Raw genomic sequence first — 18,695 nt, 5'->3', positions numbered from 1 at the left:
CGTGGCCGCTCGCCTCCCCCACCCCCCGCTCCCGGCGGCGGGCGGCTCGCCGGGACGAAAGCCAGAGCCGAGGCTGAAACCGAGACCGAAGACGTGAGCCCGCGCGAGGGAAGACAATTGCCCTCATGCGGTTCGGGATCCTGGGCACCACACGGGCATGGCACGAGAGCACCGACGACGGCGCCGACGGCAACGACGACGGTGAGGTACGCGTCGGCGGGCCCGCCAGGCGGGCGCTGCTGGGCCTGCTGCTCGCCCGCGCCGGTGAGGTGGTGACGGCCGACCTCCTGATCGACGACCTCTACGGCTCGCGGCCACCGGGAGGGGCGGCGCACGCCCTGCAGTCACAGGTGTCCCGGCTCCGCCAGGTCCTGGGACGCGAGGCCGAGATCGAGGCCGTCCCCTCGGGGTACCGGCTCGCGGTCGATCCCGGCGACCTCGACGCCCACCGCTTCGAGCGGCTCGCCGACGAGGGACGCCGGGCCCTGCTCGGCGGGGACCCGGCGGGGGCGGCCGTACTCCTGCGTGAGGCGCTGGACCTGTGGCGGGGGCCCGCGCTCGCCGACGCCCCGGAGGCCGCCTCCGTGCGGGCCCTGGTGCTGCGGCTGGAGGAGCGCAGGCTCGGCGCCCTGGAGGACCGCGTCGAGGCCGACCTCCAGCGGGGCGAGCACCGGGCCGCGGTGCCCGAACTGCAGGAGCTGACCTCCCGGCACCCGCTGCGAGAACGGCTCAGGAGTCTTCTCATGCGCGCCCTGCGGGCGGGGGGCAGGCAGGCGGAGGCCCTGCTCGCGTTCGAGGAGACGCGGCGGCTCCTGGCGGACGAGCTCGGCGCGGACCCCTCGGCCGAGCTGGCGGCCGTCCATCGGGAACTGCTCCGGGGCGAGCGGCCGTACGAGCCGCCCGCGCCCCCGGCGCAGCTGACGAGCTTCGTGGGCCGCGACGAGGACCTGGCCGAGGTCACCCGGCTGCTCGGGGCCACCCGCCTGGTCACCCTGCTCGGTCCCGGCGGGGCGGGCAAGACCAGGCTCTCCATCGAGGTCACCGGCGGGCTGCCGGACGTCTGTTTCGTCGAACTCGCGGCGCTGCGCGACGGGCGGCGGCTGCCGCAGGCCCTGCTCGGCGCGCTCGGTCTCCGCGAGAGCGGGCTGCTCACCGTACCCGAGGAGACCGAGCCCGTCCCCCGGCTGCTCGCGGCGCTGGCCGACCGGCCGCTGCTGCTCGTCCTCGACAACTGCGAACACGTCGTCGAGGCGGCCTCCGACCTGGTCGCGCGGCTGCTCGCCGGATGCCCGGAGCTGCGCGTCCTGGCGACGAGCCGGGAGCCGCTCGGCATCACCGGCGAGAACCTGTGGCCGGTCCGGCCGCTCGGCCCCTCCCCCGCCGCACGGCTCTTCGCCGACCGGGCCTCCGCCGTACGCCCAGGTTTCGCGCTGGACGAGGCCGGGGCCGAGATCGTACGGCGGATCTGCCGCGAGCTCGACGGACTGCCGCTCGCCATCGAGCTCGCGGCGGCCAGGGCCCGCACGTACGAGCTCCCGGAGCTCGCCGCCCGTCTGGACGACCGGTTCCGCCTGCTGTCGCGGGGCAGCCGTACGGCCGACGCCAGGCACAGGACGCTGCGCGCGGTCGTGGCGTGGAGCTGGGACCTGCTGTCCGGAGCCGAGCAGGTGATGGCCAGGCGCCTGACGGTCTTCTCCGGCGGCGCGACCGCCGAGGCCGCGGCACGGGTCTGCGGAGTGCCCGACGCGGAGGACGCGCTGGACTCCCTGGCCGACAAGTCCCTGGTGGAGGTGAGCGGCGGGCGCTACCGGATGCTCGACACGATCCACGCCTACTGCGCCGAACAGCTGGAGGCGGCCGGGGAGTCCGAGGCCCTGCGGCGCGCGCACGCGGACCACTTCCTGGAGCTGGCGCGGGACGCGGACCCCCACCTGCGGCGTGCCGAGCAGCTCCGGTGGCTGGAGATCCTCGGCGCGGAGGACGCCAACCTCCAGGCCGCGCTGCGCTGGGCCGTCGAGGCCGGGGAGGTCGAGCTCGCCCTTGAACTGTTCGCCTTTTTGTCACCATATTTCTGGATGCGCGGTATGCGTACCCTGGCGACGGCACCGGCGGTCACGCTCCTGGACATGATCGGTGACAACCCACCCCCGGGGTTCGGGGACGGGTACGTGCTCTGCGCCCTGGCGGCGGCGGCCGGTTCCGGCGGCCGGGATGCCTGGAAGCGCCACCGGGCGACGGCCGAGGCGGCCGTCGTCGACCCGGACCGGCCACACCGCCACCCGGTCATCACCTTCCTCTGGCCGATGATCAACTCCGGTGCGGAGAATCCGGGCGTCGCCCTCGCGGTGATCGCCCGCGGGCGGGCGGGGAACGACCCCTGGGAGAAGGCCGTCGTCCACCTGCTGTGGGGATACCCGCAGCTCGCGGCCGGGGACCTGGCGCAGGCCGAATACGAGTTCACCTCGGCCGCCGACGCCTTCCGCTCGCAGGGCGACCGGTGGGGGACGTCGCTCGCCCTGGACGCGCTGGCCGGTCTGGCGGCCCTGCGCGGCGAGCTGAGGAAGGCGGTCGTCCTGACCGACGAGGCCATCGCCCTCACCGAACGGCTCGGCGCCCTTGAGGACGTCCCCGACCTGCTGTGCAACCGGGGCGACTACCGCGTCCGAGCCACACGGGCCGTAACCGGGACCGGGACCGGGACCGGAGCTGAGGCCGGGACCGGAGCTGAGGCCGGGACCGGAGCTGAGGCCGGGACCGGGACCGGGAAGGACTCCGCAGGCATCGGTCTCCGGGAGGCGCGCGCCGACTACGAGCGGGCCGCCGAGCTCGCCCGCCGCGCGGGCAGCCCCACCTACCTGGCCGCGGCGCTGCGCGGCCTCGGCGACATCGCGTGGCTGGAGGGCGACCTGACCGGCGCACGCGTGCTGTACGAGCAGGCGCTGGACCGGTTCGAGACGCACTGGGTGAGGAGCGCGGGGAACCGGACGGCCGCGCTCCTCGGGCTCGGCAGGATCGCCGAGGTCTCCGGTGACATCACCGGGGCCCGCGCCCTGCACCGGCGGGCCGCCGAGGTGGCACTGGAGACGGGGGCGATCACCGAGAGCGCCCGCCCGGTCGAGGCCCTGGCGGGAATCGCCCTGCTCGAAGGGGACGCCACCGCCGCCGCCACACTGCTCGGCGCGGCCGTCGCCCTGCGGGGAGTCGCCGTCGAGGACGACCCCGACGTCTCCCGTACGGCCGCCGCCGCGCGGGCCGCGCTGGGCGAGACACCGTACGAGGCCGCCCACGGCGAGGGCGCCCGGCTGTCCGCGACGGGTGCGCTCCGCCTGGCCGGTATCTCCGAGATCTTCATCCGGACCTCACCGATCAGCGGCTTCGCCGACCACAGGCCGGTCCTGCCCGACTGAGCAGCCGAACGGCCCGGGGGATCTCCGTGCGGACCCGGCGATCTCGCGGCCTGTACGGGACGTTCGGCACGCGTACGGCGTTCGACGCAAACAGGACGGTCGACACAGGCAGGACAGTAAGCACGGTTGGGACGGTCGGCACGCGCAGGACAGGTCAGCACGAGCAGGGCAGTCGGTACGAGCGGAACGGTCAGCACGGGCGGGACGGTCAGCACGGGCGGGACGGTCAGCACGGGCGAGGCGGTCAGCACGGGCGAGGCGGTCACCGCTCACCTCACCGCTCACCGCTCACGGTGAGCGTCCGTGGACGTGGTGAGCGGGACGTGAGCCGGTGGTGAGCGCCCTTGGACAAGCTCTTCTCATGAACACCACACCGCAGCTCAAAAACAAGAACATCCTGATCTCGGGGGCCGGCGTCGCCGGTCCGGCGCTGGCCTACTGGCTGCACCGCCACGGCTTCACCCCCACCATCGTGGAGCGGGCACCCGACGCCCGCGACGGCGGCTACGCGGTCGACTTCCGTGGCGAGGCACACCTCACCATGCTCGACCGGATGGGGATCCTGGACGACATCCGGCGCGAGCAGACGAACATGGGCGCGATGGCGTACGTCAACAGCGCGGGCAAGAAGATCTCCAGCATGCCCGCCGACGTCTTCAGCGGCGACGTGGAGATCCTGCGCGGCGACCTGGCGCGCATCCTGTACGAGCGCACCCGGGACCACGTCGAGTATCTCTTCGACGACTCCATCACCTCCCTCACCGAGGACGCGAAGGGCGTGCGGGTCACCTTCGAGCGCGGTGAGACGCGCCGGTTCGACCTGGTCGTGGGGGCCGACGGGCTGCACTCCAACGTCCGGGCGCTCGCGTTCGGGCCGGAGTCGCGGTTCGTGAGGGAGATGGGCCTGTACTGCGCGATCTTCACCACCGCCAACCACCTCGGACTCGACCACACCGGGCGGATCTACAACACCCCCGGCAAGCTCGTCGGCATGTACAGCGCCCGGGGGAACACCGAGGCGAAGGCGACGTTCTACTTCGCCTCCCCGCCGCTGAGCTACGACCGCCGCGACGTCGAGCAGCAGAAGCGGATCCTCGCCGAGGCGTTCGCCGACGTCGGCTGGGAGGCCCCCCGGCTGCTGGACGCGATGCGGGACACCCAGGACTTCTACTTCGACTCGATCAGCCAGGTCCACATGGACAGCTGGTCGCGCGGCCGGATCACGCTGCTCGGGGACGCCGCCTGCTGCGCCTCGCCGCTCTCGGGCATGGGCACCGGCCTGGCCATGATCGGCGCCTACGTCCTCGCCGGTGAGCTGGCCGCCGCGGGCGGCGACCACCACGCGGGCTTCGCCGGTTACGAGGAGGCCATGCGCGAGTACGCGACGGGATGCCAGAAGTCAGGTGACGGGGTGGGCAAGTGGATGGTTCCCGACAGCCGGTTCATGGCCTGGATCATCAACCAGAACTACAAGCTCCTGCCCTACGTGCCCTGGAAGGGCCTGATCGCCAAGGGCATCCGGCAGACGGCGAACGCCATCACTTTGAAGAACTACGGACACTGACCGGCCACGACCCGCGAGTGCTCTGTCGAAACGCACCGAATGTCCGCTCGGACGACGGCGGAGAGGCACGACAGGGCCCTGGCCCTCGTGCGGCGGCTGCTGAAAGCGCGTGGGGTGCGGGCCAAGCCGGTTCACACGGTCGTCCTGAAACTGTCCGACAACGGCAGGCCGCTCCCGATCGCGGAGCGCAGGCGGTACGCCCCCGAGTTGGTCGCCTACGACGACGATGGGTGGATGGTCGCCTCGGTGACCATGGGCAGACGCTCGGGCTGCTATCTGATCTGCCTGCCCCCGGCGGGTGCCGCGATCCGGACGGTGAGATCCGACCAGCCGTACGCGGTGGTGGACCTGGTCCTCGCGGCGGCCGGGGAAGGTGACCGTGGGAGGCGGCCATGCCGGTGAGTGACTGGCACATCCTCGATGACATGGCCACCCGGAGGGCGAACGGGCAGGAGGTCGAGGTCAGGGGCGCGGGCTTCCCCGACATCCACGCGGCCATCGAGGACTGGGAGACCAGGGAACGCGCACGCCAGGCCCGGGACCTTCGGGAGCTGGGCAGGCTCGTCGACGGCGCCATAGCCCGCCTGCGGACGCGCCACGAAACCTCGGGCACGGTGAGCGGACACTAAAGGGTGAACGGACACTAAAGGGTGGGCGGACACTAAAGGGTGGGCGGACACTGAAGGGTGGGCGGACACTAACGATGAGCGAGCACTAGCGACGAGCGGACGCTGGACGACTGGACGAGACGTCCAACGCCACCTGGACGCCCTGGACGCCCTGGACGCCCTCCACCCGGCGGAGGCGACGGGCCGGGACGCCGCCCCCGGCGAACCGAGGACGACATCCCGGACGGCCACCTCGCGACACGGTCACTTCGCCGCACGGTCACCTCGTAAAACGGTCACCTCGCCGCACAGTTACCTCGCCGCACGGTCACCTTGTGGAGCGGTTATCTCAGGCCCGCGTCCAAGGCGGTGGTCAGGGTGCCGGTGTCGCCGGACATCTCCCAGACCATCGCGCCGAGCAGGCCCTTGCTCCGGAGCCACGCGGTCTTCTTCCCGATCGACCAGACATCGTCGAAGGTCCACCACTGACCGCCGTTGCCGGTGTAGCAGTAGGTCGCCACCGACTGCTCGTCGTGTCTCACCGCGCACCCCGGCACGGAGGCCAGCAGGTTGGCGTACCCACGGGTGCCCGCCTCGTCCGGGAACTGCCCCGGCGCCGCGCCGGTGGCCGACTGCCACTCGCCGAACCTCCCGCCGTCGACGACGCCCTGCCAGCCCCGGCCGTAGTACGCGAGACCGATAGTGATCTTGCGCGGGTTCACCCCCGCCTGGAGGTAGACGTTGACCGTGTCCTCGACGCTGAAGTGGAACGGGTACGGGTCCTCGGTGTCGGTGTACAGGTTGCCCTGGTGCCCGGCCCGGTTGGGCTCCCAGGAGTTGTCGCTGCCCGCGCCGTGGAAGTCGTAGCCCTGCACGTTGAAGATGTCCAGGGACTTGGCGACCTCGGGCAGGTCCCAGCCCGCGGCGACCTTCGCCGGGTCGGCGGGGGTGAAGGCGGTCAGCTGGTAGCGCCTGCCGGTCTCCTGGGTCAGGGCGTCGAGCTGCCTGCGGAACTCGGCGATCAGCAGCGTGTTGTTCGCCTTGTCGTTCGGGCCGATGTGGTTGCCCGCGTGCCCCTCGGAACCGGGCCACTCCCAGTCCAGGTCGATGCCGTCGAAGATGCCCGCGGCGCTGCCGGGGCCGCCCGCGCCGTTGTAGACCGGCAGGTTCCCCTTGATGTACGTGTCGATGCAGGAGCTCACGAACTTCTTGCGCGCCGCGTCGGTGGCCGCCACGTCGGAGAAGTACTTCGAGTACGTCCAGCCGCCGAGCGAGATCAGCACCTTGAGGTTCGGGTACTTCGCCTTGAGCTTGCGGAGCTGGTTGTAGTTGCCGCGCAGCTTCTCCCAGCCGCTGTCGGCGACGCCGTCCACCGACTGCGCCGCGCTCATCGGCCTGCCGTAGTCGGCGTCCGCGTCGCCGGAGCCGTCACCCTGGTTCGGGTCCTGCGGGTTCGGGGTGGTGCCCTTGGTGACACCTTGCAGGCACGTCAGGTTCACCGGGTCGATGTTGCCGAAGGCGTAGTTGAGGTGGGTCAGCTTCGCGGCGGCGCCGGTGGTGTCGAGGTTGCGCACGAAGTACTGGCGGCCGTAGATGCCCCACTGGACGAAGTAGCCGATCCTGGCGTACCCGCTGCCGATGATGTCGTCGGTGCTCACCTTCAGCGCGGTGCTCGCCGCCGACGTGTTGTCGTACAGGTCGCGGGCCTTCACGGTGAAGGTGTACTCGGTGGACGGCGACAGCCCGTTCACCGTGGCGGAGGTGCCGGTCACCGTCGTGGCCAGGGTCGTGCCGCTGTAGACCTCGTACCCGGCGACGCCCCTGTTGTCGGTCGAGGCGTTCCACGCGAGCGAGACGGTGGAGGAGCTCTTGCCGGTGACGCGCAGGCCGGAGGGTACGGTCGGCGGCTGGGTGTCGTCACCGGCGTTGTTGGTCGTCACCTTCAGCGCCGTGCTCGCCGGGGAGAGGGTTCCCTTGCGGTCCCTGGTCCTCACGGTGAACGTGTACTCGGTGTTCGAGGTCAGGCCGGTGACGGTCGTGCTCGTCCCGGTGACCGTCGCGACGAGGTCGGCGCCCCGGTAGACCTGGTAACCGGAGATCGGGAGGCTTCCGGGGGTCGCGGCGTCCCAGGCCAGCGAGACGGTCCTGGTCGTCTTGACCGGCGAACGCAGGTTGCCGGGCGCGCCGGGCGGGGTGTCCGCCGCACCGTCACATCTGACGTCGTTGATCCTGCAGTTCTCCGGCTCGGCGGACGCGCTGCTGAGCGTGAACGCGGGGCTGTACGGCTCGGTGGTGCCGCGTGCCGCCACGGTCGTGTTGTAGTGGGCCGGGCCCAGCGTGACCTGGCGCCCGCTCTGGCTCAGCGACCCGTTCTGCGCGGCGCTCGCGGTGACCCCGGCGGGCAGGTCGAAGGTGATCGACCAGCCGGTGAGCGCGGTGTCGGTGTTGTTGGCGACCACGAACTTTCCCTGGGTGCCGCTCCCCGAGTAGGTGGCGGTGACGGGCGCGTCAGGGGGCGGCGGGTCGCCGCTGCCGTCGCAGTTGGCGCCGTTGATCACGCAGCTCACCGGCTGGGCCGCCGCGCTGAGCGTGAACGTGGGGCTGTACGGCTCGGTGTTGCCGTTCGCCCGTACGGTGTTGATGTAGAAGGCGGGGGTCAGCTTGACCCGCGTCCCGTTCTGCGTGGTGGTGGCGTTCTGGGCACCGCTGACCGTGACGCCCGCGGGCAGGTCGAAGGTGATCGACCAGCCAGTGACCGGCGTGGTGCCGGGATTGCTCACCACGAACTTGCCCTGGGTGCCGGTAAGGGTGAAGGCCGCGGTGAGCCTGGCGGCGGCGGAGGCGGGGGACGAGAGGGCGGCGAGAGCGGCTGCCAGGGCGAGAACCAGCAGCACTGAGGCTGATCGGCGCACGTAGATGCCCTTTCATTTAGGAAAGTTTCCTAATAATTACGCGGATCGTAACCCTGGCGCCCCATGCCTACAAGACCCAAAACATCACCACCCGCCAGGCCCGGACCGTACGGTCTCCCCCAGAAAGAGCCGGGCCGGGGCACCGGTGTCGGCAGGGGCGGTCATACGGTCGGACGGTCAGGGGAAGCGACCGTCCCCGGGCACGACGGCGACCGGTAGGACAGGACGGAACGCGGCAGGGTACGGAAAACACGACACCGCCGGATATAACGCGACATGGGAAAACCAACCACCGCGACGACGTTGAACGACAGAACGACGTTGAACGACAGAACACGGCACAGGAAAACCGGGAGGGCCGGGCCGCCGACGGTGGTCACGACCGAAGGACGGCCGAAACCTCACGAAAAGGGGGCAAACGGAACCCCTCGACCGAACGACCAGGGAACGACCGGAACCCGCGACCGGACAAGCGGGAGCAGCCCGGAACCCCTCAACCGGACACGACCGGGGAACGACCGGAACCCCCGGCCGGGGAGTGGCCGACATCCCGCGGTCGCGGAATAGCCGAGATCCCTCGGCCGGGAACCCGCAGGAAGAGTTCGACTACCTCCTCGCCCTCAGCTGAGACCCCCGTTGGCCTGGATGTTCTGGCCGGTGAGCCAGCGGCCGTCGGGGCCAACCAGGAAGGCCACGACGTCCGCGATGTCCGAGGGGTCGCCGAGGCGGGAGAGCGGGGTCAGGGCGGCGATCTGGGTCAGGACCTCCTCCGGGTTGGCACCGCGCAGGAGGTCGGTGTCCGTGGCGCCCGGGGAGACCGTGTTGACCGTGATGCCCCGCTCACCGAGCTCGCGGGCCGCGACGGAGGTCAGCTGTTCGAGAGCGCCCTTGCTCGCCACGTAGGGGGCGTTTCCGGCCGCGGGACGGACGGTGTTGAGGGTGGAGATGTTGACGATACGGCCGCCGTCGCGCATGTGCCTGGCGGCGTACCGGATGGTCAGGAAGGCGGCCTTGGCGTTGACCGCCATGGCGCGGTCGTACAGTTCCTCGCTGGTCTCCGCGATGGAGATCGGGGTGAAGTTCAGCGCGGCGTTGTTGACCAGGATGTCGAGGCCGCCGAGAAGCTCGTCGGCGGTCTCCATCAGCCACTCCGCGGCGCCCTGCTTCCCGAGGTCGACCTGGACGGCGCGGGTGCTTCCGCCCGCCTCCTTGACCACCCGCTCCACCTCGCCCGCGGACGCGACGGCGTTCGCGTAGGTGAAGAGGACGTCCGCCCCGTCGCGGGCGAGACGCTCCACGATCGCCCGGCCGATGCCACGGGACCCCCCGGTGACCACCGCCGTCCTGCCCTCCAGCACTGCCATGCCGACCTCCACGTCTCTCCTGTAGTCCCGTGAGTTCACAGACGTCCTTCGTGCCCCGCGTCCACGCCCGCCCCGCCGGAACCGTAACCCCGCGTTCCGGGAGTCCCGGGAATGCCCGCGTCCCCCGCCCGAACCCCCTCCGAACCTATGATCGACCGGCGCGGTTGTCGACGTTTTTCCACCCCTCAGAAGATCGTGCCCAGCCCCGCGAACCAGGCGCGAACGGGGACCGGCTCGTTGGTACGTTCCAGATCCGTGATGCTCCGGGTGTGGCGGAGTTTCGGTCCCGCGACCTAATCTGCCCACCATGACCACCGATGGGCGCTCGGCGCACATTCTCGACGTCCTGATCACCGAATTCGGTGATTCCATGAAGCGCGACCCCGCCGCCTTCCGGCGCAAGTTCCGGAAGATGGCCGCCTCGCCCTTCGCCTTCTACCGGGGCAGCGCCTGCCTGTTCTACGCGGACATGACCGGCGCGTTCGCCGACGACGCCTTCCTGGACGGGCAGACGCGGCGCGTCTGGATCCACGGCGACCTGCACGCCGAGAACTTCGGCACCTACATGAACGCCTCGGGCGTCCTGGTGTTCAACGTCAACGACTTCGACGAGGCCTACGTCGGCCCGTACATCTGGGACCTGCGCCGGTTCGCGGCCAGCGTCGCGCTCATCGGGTACGCCAAGGCGCTGTCGGACGACGTCATCGGCGACCTGGTGACCGAGTTCGCCCGCTCCTACCTCTCCGAGCTGCACGGCATCTCGGCCGGTGGGGACGACGCGATCGGCTCGCTGACCCTGGAGACCACGAGCGGCGTGCTCCACCGGGTGCTGCAGCACGCCCGGCTGAACACCCGGGTGGCGCTGCTGGACCTGGAGACCACCGTCGAGAACTTCGACCGCAGGTTCGCCGTCATGGACGGCCGCTACCCGGTGGACCAGGAGACCCGCGAGGCGGTGGAGGCGGCCTTCCACGACTACCTGACGACCCTTCCCACGGTCTCGGCGATCGAGCACAGGATCAAGGACTTCGCGCTGCGCACCGGCATCGGGATCGGCTCGGCCGGGCTGCCGTCGTACAACATGCTCCTTGAAGGCCACACCCAGGCCCTGGAGAACGACGTCATCCTCTACATGAAGCAGGCCCAGGTCCCGGCCGTGGCGCGGCACATCACCGACGAGAAGGTGCACGGCTACTTCAAGCACCAGGGCCACCGCACCGCGGAGTCGCAGCGGGCCCTGCAGGCGTACGCCGACCCGTGGCTCGGCTACACCACACTGAACGGCGTCGGCCAGCTGGTCGCCGAGGTCTCCCCCTACTCCGCCGACCTGGACTGGGGGGACGTCAGCGAGCCGGACGAGCTGGCCTCGATCATCCGCGACCTGGGCCGGGCCGTGGCCAGGATGCACTCGGTGGCCGACGACGAGTCCAGCCACGACCTGGTCGACTTCTCCACCGAGGACGCGATCGTGGCCGTGATCGGCGGCGACGCCGACGGCTTCACCCGCGCCCTCGTCGACTTCGCCCACACCTACGGGGCGCGGGCCAGGGCCGACCACGGTCTCTTCGTCGACCTGTTCAGGAACGGCCGCCTTCCCGGCCTCTGACCCCTCGCCCGGCCTCGCAGAAGATCCTCGGGCGTACACCTCACCGCCGCTCCGCGTCGGCCTCCTCGTACCGGGTGGAGGCCGAGCGGGCCTCGGCGTGGTGGCAGGCGACCTGGGCGGCGGACGAGGACGGCAGGACGGGCAGCTGCCGTGACGCGCACAGCCCGTCGACCCCCGTCTCGGCCGCCGCGCCCGAGGCCAGGACCTGGCAGCGCGGGTGGAAGCGGCAGCCCGGCGGGATCCGGGTCGGGTCCGGCGGCTCGCCGCCCAGCACCACGGGCGACGGCGACTCCGGCAGGACCGACAGCAGCGCCTGGGTGTACGGGTGCGAGGGGGCGGTGAGGATCCGTTCCACGGGCCCCGACTCGACGATCCTGCCGAGGTACATCACCGCGACGCGGTCGGCGATGTTCCAGGCCAGCCCGAGGTCGTGGGTGACGACCAGCGCCGACAGGCCGAGTTCGTCGCGGAGGCGGAGCAGCAGGGCGAGGATCTCGCCGCGTACCGACGCGTCCAGCGAGGCCACCGGCTCGTCGGCGACCAGCACCCTGGGGTCGAGCGCGAGCGCCCCGGCGATGACGACGCGCTGGCGCTGGCCGCCGGAGAGCTCGTGCGGGTAGCGGTCGAAGAACCGCTCGGGGGGCCGGAGCCCGGCGCGCGACAGCGCCGACGCGACCCGGTCTCCCTCGGCGGGCAGGCGGTGGATGCGTGGCCCCTCGGCCACCGCCTCGTAGACGGTGTGCCGTGGATTGAGCGATCCCGTGGGATCCTGCAGCACGAGCTGCACCTCGCGCCGGTGGGCCCGCAGCGCGCGCGAGGAGTAGGCCAGCGGGACACCGCCGTACAGGACCGACCCCGAGGCGGGCCGCTCCAGGCCGAGCAGGGTGCGGGCCAGCGTCGTCTTGCCACAGCCGGACTCGCCGACCAGCGCGACGATCTCCCCCTGGCCCACGGCGAGGTTCACCCCGTCCACCGCGCGGGCCCGGCGCCCGCGCGAGACGAACTCCACCCGCAGGTCCCGCGCTTCGAGCAGGGTCATCGGGTCTCCTCGTGGACACGGACATGGACACACGCGGCGGTGTGCGACATCTCGTCACGACCCGTTTCGGTACGGGTCACCGGCCGGAGCTCGACCGGCTCCGACGCGCACGAGACGAGCGCCACCGGGCAGCGGGGATGGAAGGAGCACCCCGCGGGCAGGTGGGCCGGGTCGGGCGGATCGCCGCCCAGCCCCCTGGGCGCCATCCTGGAGGCGGGGTCGCCGACGGTGGGGAAGGACTCGGCCAGCGCCCTGCTGTAGGGATGCCCGGCGTTCCTGAAGACCTCGCGCGAGGGACCGGACTCGACCACGCGGCCCGCGTACATGACCGCCAGCCGGTCGCACGTCGCGGCCAGGACCGACAGGTCGTGAGAGATCATGACGAGGCCGATCCCGTGCTCGGCGATGAGCGAGCGGATCAGCGAGAGCACCTGCGCCTGGATCATCACGTCCAGCGCGGTGGTCGGCTCGTCGGCGACGATCAGGCGCGGGGAGCAGGCGAGCGCCATGGCGATCATCACGCGCTGGCGCTGCCCGCCGGACAGTTCGTGCGGGTAACCGCGCGCCCGCCAGGCGGGCAGGCCGACCTGTTCCAGCAGCTCCGCCGTCCTGCGCCGCGCCGCCGCGCCGGTCGCCATGCCGTGTATCCGCAGCGGCTCGGCGATCTGGTCGCCGATCCTGCGCACCGGGTTCAGGGCGTGCTGGGCCCCCTGGAAGACCAGGGAGGCCGACGCCCACCGGACCGCGCGCAGCCGCCCCCAGCTCATCGTGAGGACGTCCTCACCGTCCAGCAGGATCTCCCCGGACACCAGCGCGTCCCTGGGCAGCAACCGCAGCAGCGACATGGCCAGCGTCGACTTCCCCGACCCCGACTCCCCCGCCACACCGAGGGCCTCGCCCTCCGCCAGGGCGAGCGAGACCCCCCGCACCGCGGGGACGTCCCCGGCCGCGCTCCGGTAGGTCACCGCCACGTCGCGCAGTTCGAGCAGGCTCACGAGACCCCCCGTAGTCGCGCGCCGGGTACGGCAGGGTCTCCCGGAAACCGCAGGTTGGACACGGTCACGAGACCCCCCGAAGGCGTGGGTTGAGTACGGTCTCCAGGGCGCGCCCGCAGAGGGTGAACGCCAGGACGACCAGGATGATGCACAGGCCGGGCGGCAGCACGTACCACCAGGCGCCCGAGGTGGCCGCGCCCCAGTCGTAGGAGGCGCGCAGCATGCCGCCCCACGACACCTGGCCCGAGTCGGCGCCGAGGAAGGCGAGGGTGGACTCGGTGACGATGGCACCGGCCACCGTGAGGGTGGTGTTGGCCAGGACCAGCGGGGCGACGTTCGGCAGCACGTGCCGGGTCATGACGTGCCAGTGCCCGGCGCCCAGCGCCCTGGACCTCTCGATGTAGGGCCTGGCCTCGACCGCCAGCGTCTGGGCCCGGATCAGCCTCGCCGTGGAGGCCCAGGAGGTCACCCCGATCGCCAGGATGATCGTGGACGCGCCACCGCCGAGGACGGCCGCGAGCACCAGGGCCAGGACCAGGGTGGGCAGCACCAGGAACCAGTCGGTGATGCGCATCAGCACGGCCGAGGCCCAGCCCCGGAAGTGCCCGGACGCGATGCCGAAGACCGTACCGATCACCATGCTGAGCAGGGCCGACATGAACCCGATGAGCAGCGAGACCCGCGAGCCCCACAGGAGCATGAGCAGGACCGAGCGGCCGGACTCGTCGGTGCCGAGCGGGAAGTCCGCGCTCGGCGGCGCCAGCTTGGCCCCCGTCGCCCTGGTCACGTCCATGCCGGACGGGTCGGTGACCAGCGGCGTGACGAGGGCCGCCAGGACGGCGACCAGCAGGATCGCCGCGCCGTACAGCCCGGCCCTGTTCCCGCCGTACGCGCGGCCGAACCGCGCGAGAGCGGCGCGGCGGCGCGCCCTGGCGACCGCACGCGACACCCCGTCGCCACCGGCCACACTCGACCTCCCGGCCGCACGCGACACCCCGGCGCCATCAGCCGCACTCGGCCTTCCGGCAGCACCGTCGGCCGCACCCCGTCTCTCAGCACCCGGTCTCCCGACAGCATCACCGGCCGCACCCGGCGTCTCAGCCGCGCCACCGACCGTACGCGAGGCCGCCTCTCCCGGTCGTTCCTCCCTCGCGTCCTCCTCCTTCGTGCTCACGCCGACCTCACCCTCGGATCCAGGACGTGGTAGACCACGTCGGCCAGCGTGTTCATGACGATCACCGCGACGCAGACGAGCATGAAGGTCCCCTGCATGACCGCGTAGTCGGGTCCCCTGATCGCCTCGACGAACAGCAGGCCGAGGCCGGGCCAGGAGTAGACGAACTCCACCGAGACCGCGCCGCCGACCACGAACCCGATCTGCATGAACACCAGGGTCACCGTCGGCAGCAGCGCGTTCGGCACCGCGTGGCGCCGCCGGACGTCGTCGTCGCGCAGGCCCTTGGCGCGGGCGGTGGTCACGTAGTCCTGGCCGATCTCGTCGAGCAGCGAGGAGCGCATGACCAGCAGGTACTGCGCGTAGACGACGGCGACCAGGGTGAGGCACGGCAGCACCAGGTGGTGGGCGACGTGGAGAAGGTAGAGCGGCCCGCCGGGCGCGTCGACGTCCTCCATTCCCCGGGTGGGGAACAGGCCGGGTATCGGGCCCATCCCCGCGGCGAGGACCATGAGCAGCAGCAGTCCCAGCCAGAAGGTCGGCACCGACCACAGGGTCAGCGCGGTCCCCGTGGAGAAGCGGTCGAACCGGCCGCCGTGGCGCCAGGCCGCCCTGGTGCCCTGCCACATGCCCAGGCCGACCGCGACGGCCAGCCCGGTGCCCACCAGCAGCAGGGTGGGACCCACCCGCTCGCCGATGAGCTCGGCGACCGGCCTGCGGTACTCGTACGAGGTGCCGAGGTCCAGCCGCAGGGTGCGCAGGACGAAGTCCAGGAACTGCTCGCCCAGCGGCCTGTCCAGGCCCAGCTGCCGCCTGAGCAGGGCGAGCTGTTCCGGCGTGACCGGCACGTCGCGGGTGTAGGCGATGGTGGGGTCGCCGGGGATCAGGCGGAACAGGAAGAACGTCGCGACGATCACCAGCCCGATGCCGAACAGCGCCCCGCCGAGCTTGACCAGCGCGTAGCGCGCCACGCTCCGGCGGGTGCCGCCCCGGTCGTCCTCGGGCGGCACCTTCGTCAGTTCGTCCTGCGGTGTGCTCATCGGCCGCTGCTCACGTCGTCGGGAAATGCGCTCATCGGCCGCTACTCACGGTCGTCGGCGGTGGCGCGGCGCCGCCTGGTGAGGAGGAGGATCCCGGCCCCGACCAGCACGGCGACGACCGCCAGGACGGCCAGGACGACGCCCGTCGCGGGGACGCCTCCGGCCGGGGCTGCGCGCTCCACCGCCCGCAGGGAGTAGACCGGCCAGTAGCCGCTCCCGCCGTACAGGATGCCCTTGTCCTCCGGGATCGGGGTGATGGAGGCGATCCGGTCCTTGCGGTAGCCCTCAAGGTTGTTGGGATAGTAGAGCGCGATGACGGGGGCCTCGGTGTAGAGCCGCTCCTGCATCTGTTTGATCAGGGCGACGCGCGCGGGCCGGTCGAGCTCGGCCAGCTGCGCCTGGTAGAGCCTCTCGAACTCGTCGTCGCAGAAGAACGACTCGGTGCCGCCGCCCTCGCCGCTCGCGGTGGGCCTGCGGCTGCACAGGTGGGTGGCCAGGATCTCCTCCGGGTCCGGGTTGACCGACCAGCCGCTGATCGCGATGTCGTAGAGCGCCGTACCGCCGGTCTCCTCGGTGAACTTGTTGGCGTCGAGCTTGCGGGTGGTGAGGCGGATGCCGATCTCCCCGAGCCAGCCGGTGAGGAACTGGGCGAGCTTGTCCTCGACGGGGTCCTCGGTGTGGATGCTGAAGCGCATCTCCAGCGCGCGGCCTCCGCCGGGCATGGTCCGGATCCCGTCGGCGCCCCTGGCGTACCCGGCCTCGTCGAGGACGCGGTTGGCCTCGGCGGGGTCGTAGGTGACGGCCTTGTCGCCCTCGGCCTTCCAGAAGAACTCCTGGTACATCGGCGGGATGATCGAGCCGTCGGCCGGGACGGCGAGCCCGTTCTGCACCTGCGCGACGAGGGTCTTCTTGTCGATGGCGTAGTGGATGGCCCTGCGCACCCTGGCGTCCTTCAGTGCGGGGTGCCCGTCGCCGATCGGCTCGCCGCCCGCCGTCTCCGCGCCCGGGTTGAGCTGCAGGTAGCTGGCGCGACGGCCCGGGGTGTTCCACTGCACGAGGTTCGGGTCGCCCGCGAGGGCCCCGAACTGCGGGGGTGCCAGCCGCCCGATCCAGTCGACGTCGCCCTTCTTCAGCCCGGCGCTCGCCGCCTCCGGGTTCTCGTAGAAGACGACGTGCAGCTCGTCGATGGCGGGAGCGCCGCGCCAGTACGACGGGTTGGCCCGCAGCTTCACGTAGTTGTTCTTGCTGTGCTCGACGGCGATGTAGGGGCCGCTGCCGACGGCGGGGTAGGTCTCGTTCTCGAAGGTGCCGATGTCGGGAACGCCCTCCCACACGTGCTTGGGCACGATCGGGACCGGCAGTTCCAGCATCGAGGCCTGCGGCTTCTTCGTCGTGATGACGAGGGTCCGGTCGTCGGGCGCCGTCACGGTGTCGAAGTTCTCGACGGCGGGGCCGTTGGCCGTCTTGGCCGCGTCGTCCGTCATGATCTTGTTGAAGGTCCAGGCGGCGTCCCCCGCGGTGATCGGCCTGCCGTCCGACCAGCTGGCACCGGCCCGGATCGTGAAGGTCCAGGTCAGCTTGTCCGGTGACGTCTTCCACGACTCGGCGAGGTCGGGGCTCGGCTTCAGGGTCTTCGAGTCGGGCACCGTGAGGTAGCCGTACGTCCAGCGGTGGATCGACGTCGAGATCAGCCGGACCGACAGGAACGGGTTCATCGAGTCCATGCTCTGCGTCGCGCCCAGCCGGACGATCCTCTTCTCGGGCTGGGGTGCCCGCGCGGCGCTCTCCCGGGACGGGGGCGACGCGTGCGCCACGGGAAGTGCCGCCGCCGACAGCGCCATTGACAGTCCCAGGCTCAGCGCCGCCAGGCGCGCACCCGTTCCGAGCATGCCGTACCCCACCTTCGGATCGGTGACTTCCTGACAACGAAGGCACACCATACAAACGTCGTGTGTCAACGAGCGATGGAAGATTGTTTCACTCTCGTTTTATTTGGCGACATTATTTTTCACACCCCTCGACACGAAGGTGATTTAAGATCATAAACAGGATGCTCGGTGTATGGAACCAACCGGTTGGTATGGACGGGGTCACCGGGGGTGCGGCATGCTACAGAACATGACTCTGTTCTCGGTGGAAGGCAAGACCGTCGTCGTCACCGGCGGGTCCCGGGGCATCGGCCGGATGATCGCGGCCGGGTTCGTCGACGCGGGAGCCACGGTCTACATCTCCTCGCGGAAGGCGGCCGAGGTCGGCAAGACGGCCGCCGAGCTGGGGTGCGTCGCCATACCCGCCGACCTGTCCACCGAGGACGGGGTGTCCGCGCTGTTCGAGGCGGTCGCGGAGCGGGAGTCCCGGCTCGACGTGCTGGTCAACAACGCCGGGGCGACCTGGGGAGCACCGCTGGAGGAGTATCCCGAGCAGGCCTTCGACAAGCTCTGGGGGATCAACGTCAAGGGCGTGTTCTACCTGACCCAGCGGTTCCTGCCGCTGCTGCGCGCCGCCGCGAGCCCGGAGGACCCGGCCAGGGTCATCAACATCGGCTCGGTGGACGGCCTCCGGGTGCCGACGATGGAGAACTACGCCTACTCGGCGGCCAAGGCGGCCGTGCACATGCTCACCCGGCACCTGTCCCAGCGGCTCGCCAAGGAGTCGATCACGGTCAACGCGATCGCCCCGGGGCCGTTCGAGTCGAAGATGATGGCCTTCGCGCTCGACGACCCGGCGATGCGCGCGGCGGTCGCCTCCCACGTCCCGCTGGGCAGGATCGGCAGCCCCGAGGACATGGCGGGTACCGCGATCTTCCTGTCCTCACGGGCCGGCGCCTATCTCACCGGGACCGTGATCCCGGTCGACGGCGGCATCTCCGGCCACGCGTAACCCGGCGGCACCCCCGGCGCGGACCTGCTCGTCATCTCCAGTACCTTCGGTGACGGCGAGGCCCCCGACAACGGCGTCGGATTCTGGGAGGCCCTCATCGGGTCCG

The 18,695-nt window shown here is 71.2% G+C and carries 13 protein-coding genes; 6 read left to right on the top strand and 7 right to left on the bottom strand.

Going from position 1 to position 18,695, the window contains the following annotated elements:
• Positions 1-125 precede the first annotated feature (125 nt).
• The 4 genes from ACW9TB_RS38115 (at position 126) to ACW9TB_RS38100 (ending at position 5,600) form a co-directional block, all read left to right on the top strand.
• Entirely contained in the window at positions 126-3,407 is a 3,282-nt protein-coding gene (locus tag ACW9TB_RS38115; protein WP_472752991.1) for an AfsR/SARP family transcriptional regulator, read from the top strand.
• Positions 3,408-3,768: 361 nt separating this feature from the next.
• A complete protein-coding gene (locus ACW9TB_RS38110; protein WP_472752990.1) occupies positions 3,769-4,971 on the top strand; it encodes an FAD-dependent monooxygenase in 1,203 nt (400 codons plus the stop codon).
• 39 nt (positions 4,972-5,010) lie between these two features.
• Positions 5,011-5,373 carry a hypothetical protein gene (locus ACW9TB_RS38105; protein ID WP_472752989.1) on the top strand — a complete coding sequence of 121 codons (363 nt, stop codon included), beginning with the start codon at positions 5,011-5,013 and terminating at the stop codon, positions 5,371-5,373.
• Positions 5,364-5,600: a hypothetical protein gene (locus tag ACW9TB_RS38100; RefSeq protein WP_472752988.1), complete on the top strand. Its 237-nt coding sequence runs from the start codon at positions 5,364-5,366 to the stop codon at positions 5,598-5,600. Before ACW9TB_RS38105 ends, ACW9TB_RS38100 begins: the two co-directional genes overlap by 10 nt.
• Before the next feature lie 323 nt (positions 5,601-5,923).
• Here the strand turns inward: ACW9TB_RS38100 and ACW9TB_RS38095 are convergent, their stop codons facing one another.
• Positions 5,924-8,491 carry a glycosyl hydrolase family 18 protein gene (locus ACW9TB_RS38095; RefSeq protein WP_472752987.1) on the bottom strand — a complete coding sequence of 856 codons (2,568 nt, stop codon included), beginning with the start codon at positions 8,489-8,491 and terminating at the stop codon, positions 5,924-5,926.
• A 620-nt stretch (positions 8,492-9,111) separates the two neighbouring features.
• A complete protein-coding gene (locus ACW9TB_RS38090) occupies positions 9,112-9,855 on the bottom strand; it encodes an SDR family oxidoreductase (RefSeq protein ID WP_472752986.1) in 744 nt (247 codons plus the stop codon).
• Between the two features lie 307 nt (positions 9,856-10,162).
• Here ACW9TB_RS38090 and ACW9TB_RS38085 point away from each other — a divergent pair, with 307 nt between their 5' ends.
• On the top strand, positions 10,163-11,461 hold the full coding sequence (locus ACW9TB_RS38085; RefSeq protein ID WP_472752985.1) for a DUF2252 domain-containing protein: 1,299 nt from the start codon (positions 10,163-10,165) through the stop codon (positions 11,459-11,461).
• Between the two features lie 40 nt (positions 11,462-11,501).
• On the opposite strand, the gene ACW9TB_RS38080 is transcribed toward ACW9TB_RS38085, so the two are convergent.
• The 5 genes from ACW9TB_RS38080 to ACW9TB_RS38060 all read right to left on the bottom strand — a co-directional run bounded on the left by ACW9TB_RS38080 (position 11,502) and on the right by ACW9TB_RS38060 (position 17,598).
• Positions 11,502-12,500, bottom strand: a complete 999-nt coding sequence (locus ACW9TB_RS38080; RefSeq protein ID WP_472752984.1) for an ABC transporter ATP-binding protein — start codon at positions 12,498-12,500, stop codon at positions 11,502-11,504.
• Positions 12,497-13,495, bottom strand: a complete 999-nt coding sequence (locus ACW9TB_RS38075) for an ABC transporter ATP-binding protein (RefSeq protein WP_472752983.1) — start codon at positions 13,493-13,495, stop codon at positions 12,497-12,499. Before ACW9TB_RS38075 ends, ACW9TB_RS38080 begins: the two co-directional genes overlap by 4 nt.
• Before the next feature lie 64 nt (positions 13,496-13,559).
• On the bottom strand, positions 13,560-14,462 hold the full coding sequence (locus ACW9TB_RS38070) for an ABC transporter permease (RefSeq protein WP_472752982.1): 903 nt from the start codon (positions 14,460-14,462) through the stop codon (positions 13,560-13,562).
• 203 nt (positions 14,463-14,665) lie between these two features.
• The gene (locus ACW9TB_RS38065) at positions 14,666-15,709 is read right to left on the bottom strand and encodes an ABC transporter permease (protein WP_472752981.1); all 1,044 of its coding nucleotides are present in this window, start codon (positions 15,707-15,709) and stop codon (positions 14,666-14,668) included.
• A 41-nt stretch (positions 15,710-15,750) separates the two neighbouring features.
• Entirely contained in the window at positions 15,751-17,598 is a 1,848-nt protein-coding gene (locus ACW9TB_RS38060) for an ABC transporter substrate-binding protein (RefSeq protein WP_472752980.1), read from the bottom strand.
• A 229-nt stretch (positions 17,599-17,827) separates the two neighbouring features.
• On the opposite strand from ACW9TB_RS38060, the gene ACW9TB_RS38055 reads away from it, so the two are divergent.
• Positions 17,828-18,589, top strand: coding sequence for an SDR family oxidoreductase (locus tag ACW9TB_RS38055; RefSeq protein ID WP_472752979.1), 762 nt, complete (start codon positions 17,828-17,830; stop codon positions 18,587-18,589).
• The last annotated feature ends 106 nt before the right edge of the window (positions 18,590-18,695 follow it).

The sequence above is a fragment of the Streptosporangium sp. H13245 genome (genome assembly GCF_055690525.1).
Note: the sequence above shows the minus strand (reverse complement) of the source record. Positions and strands in the feature narration are given on the sequence as shown.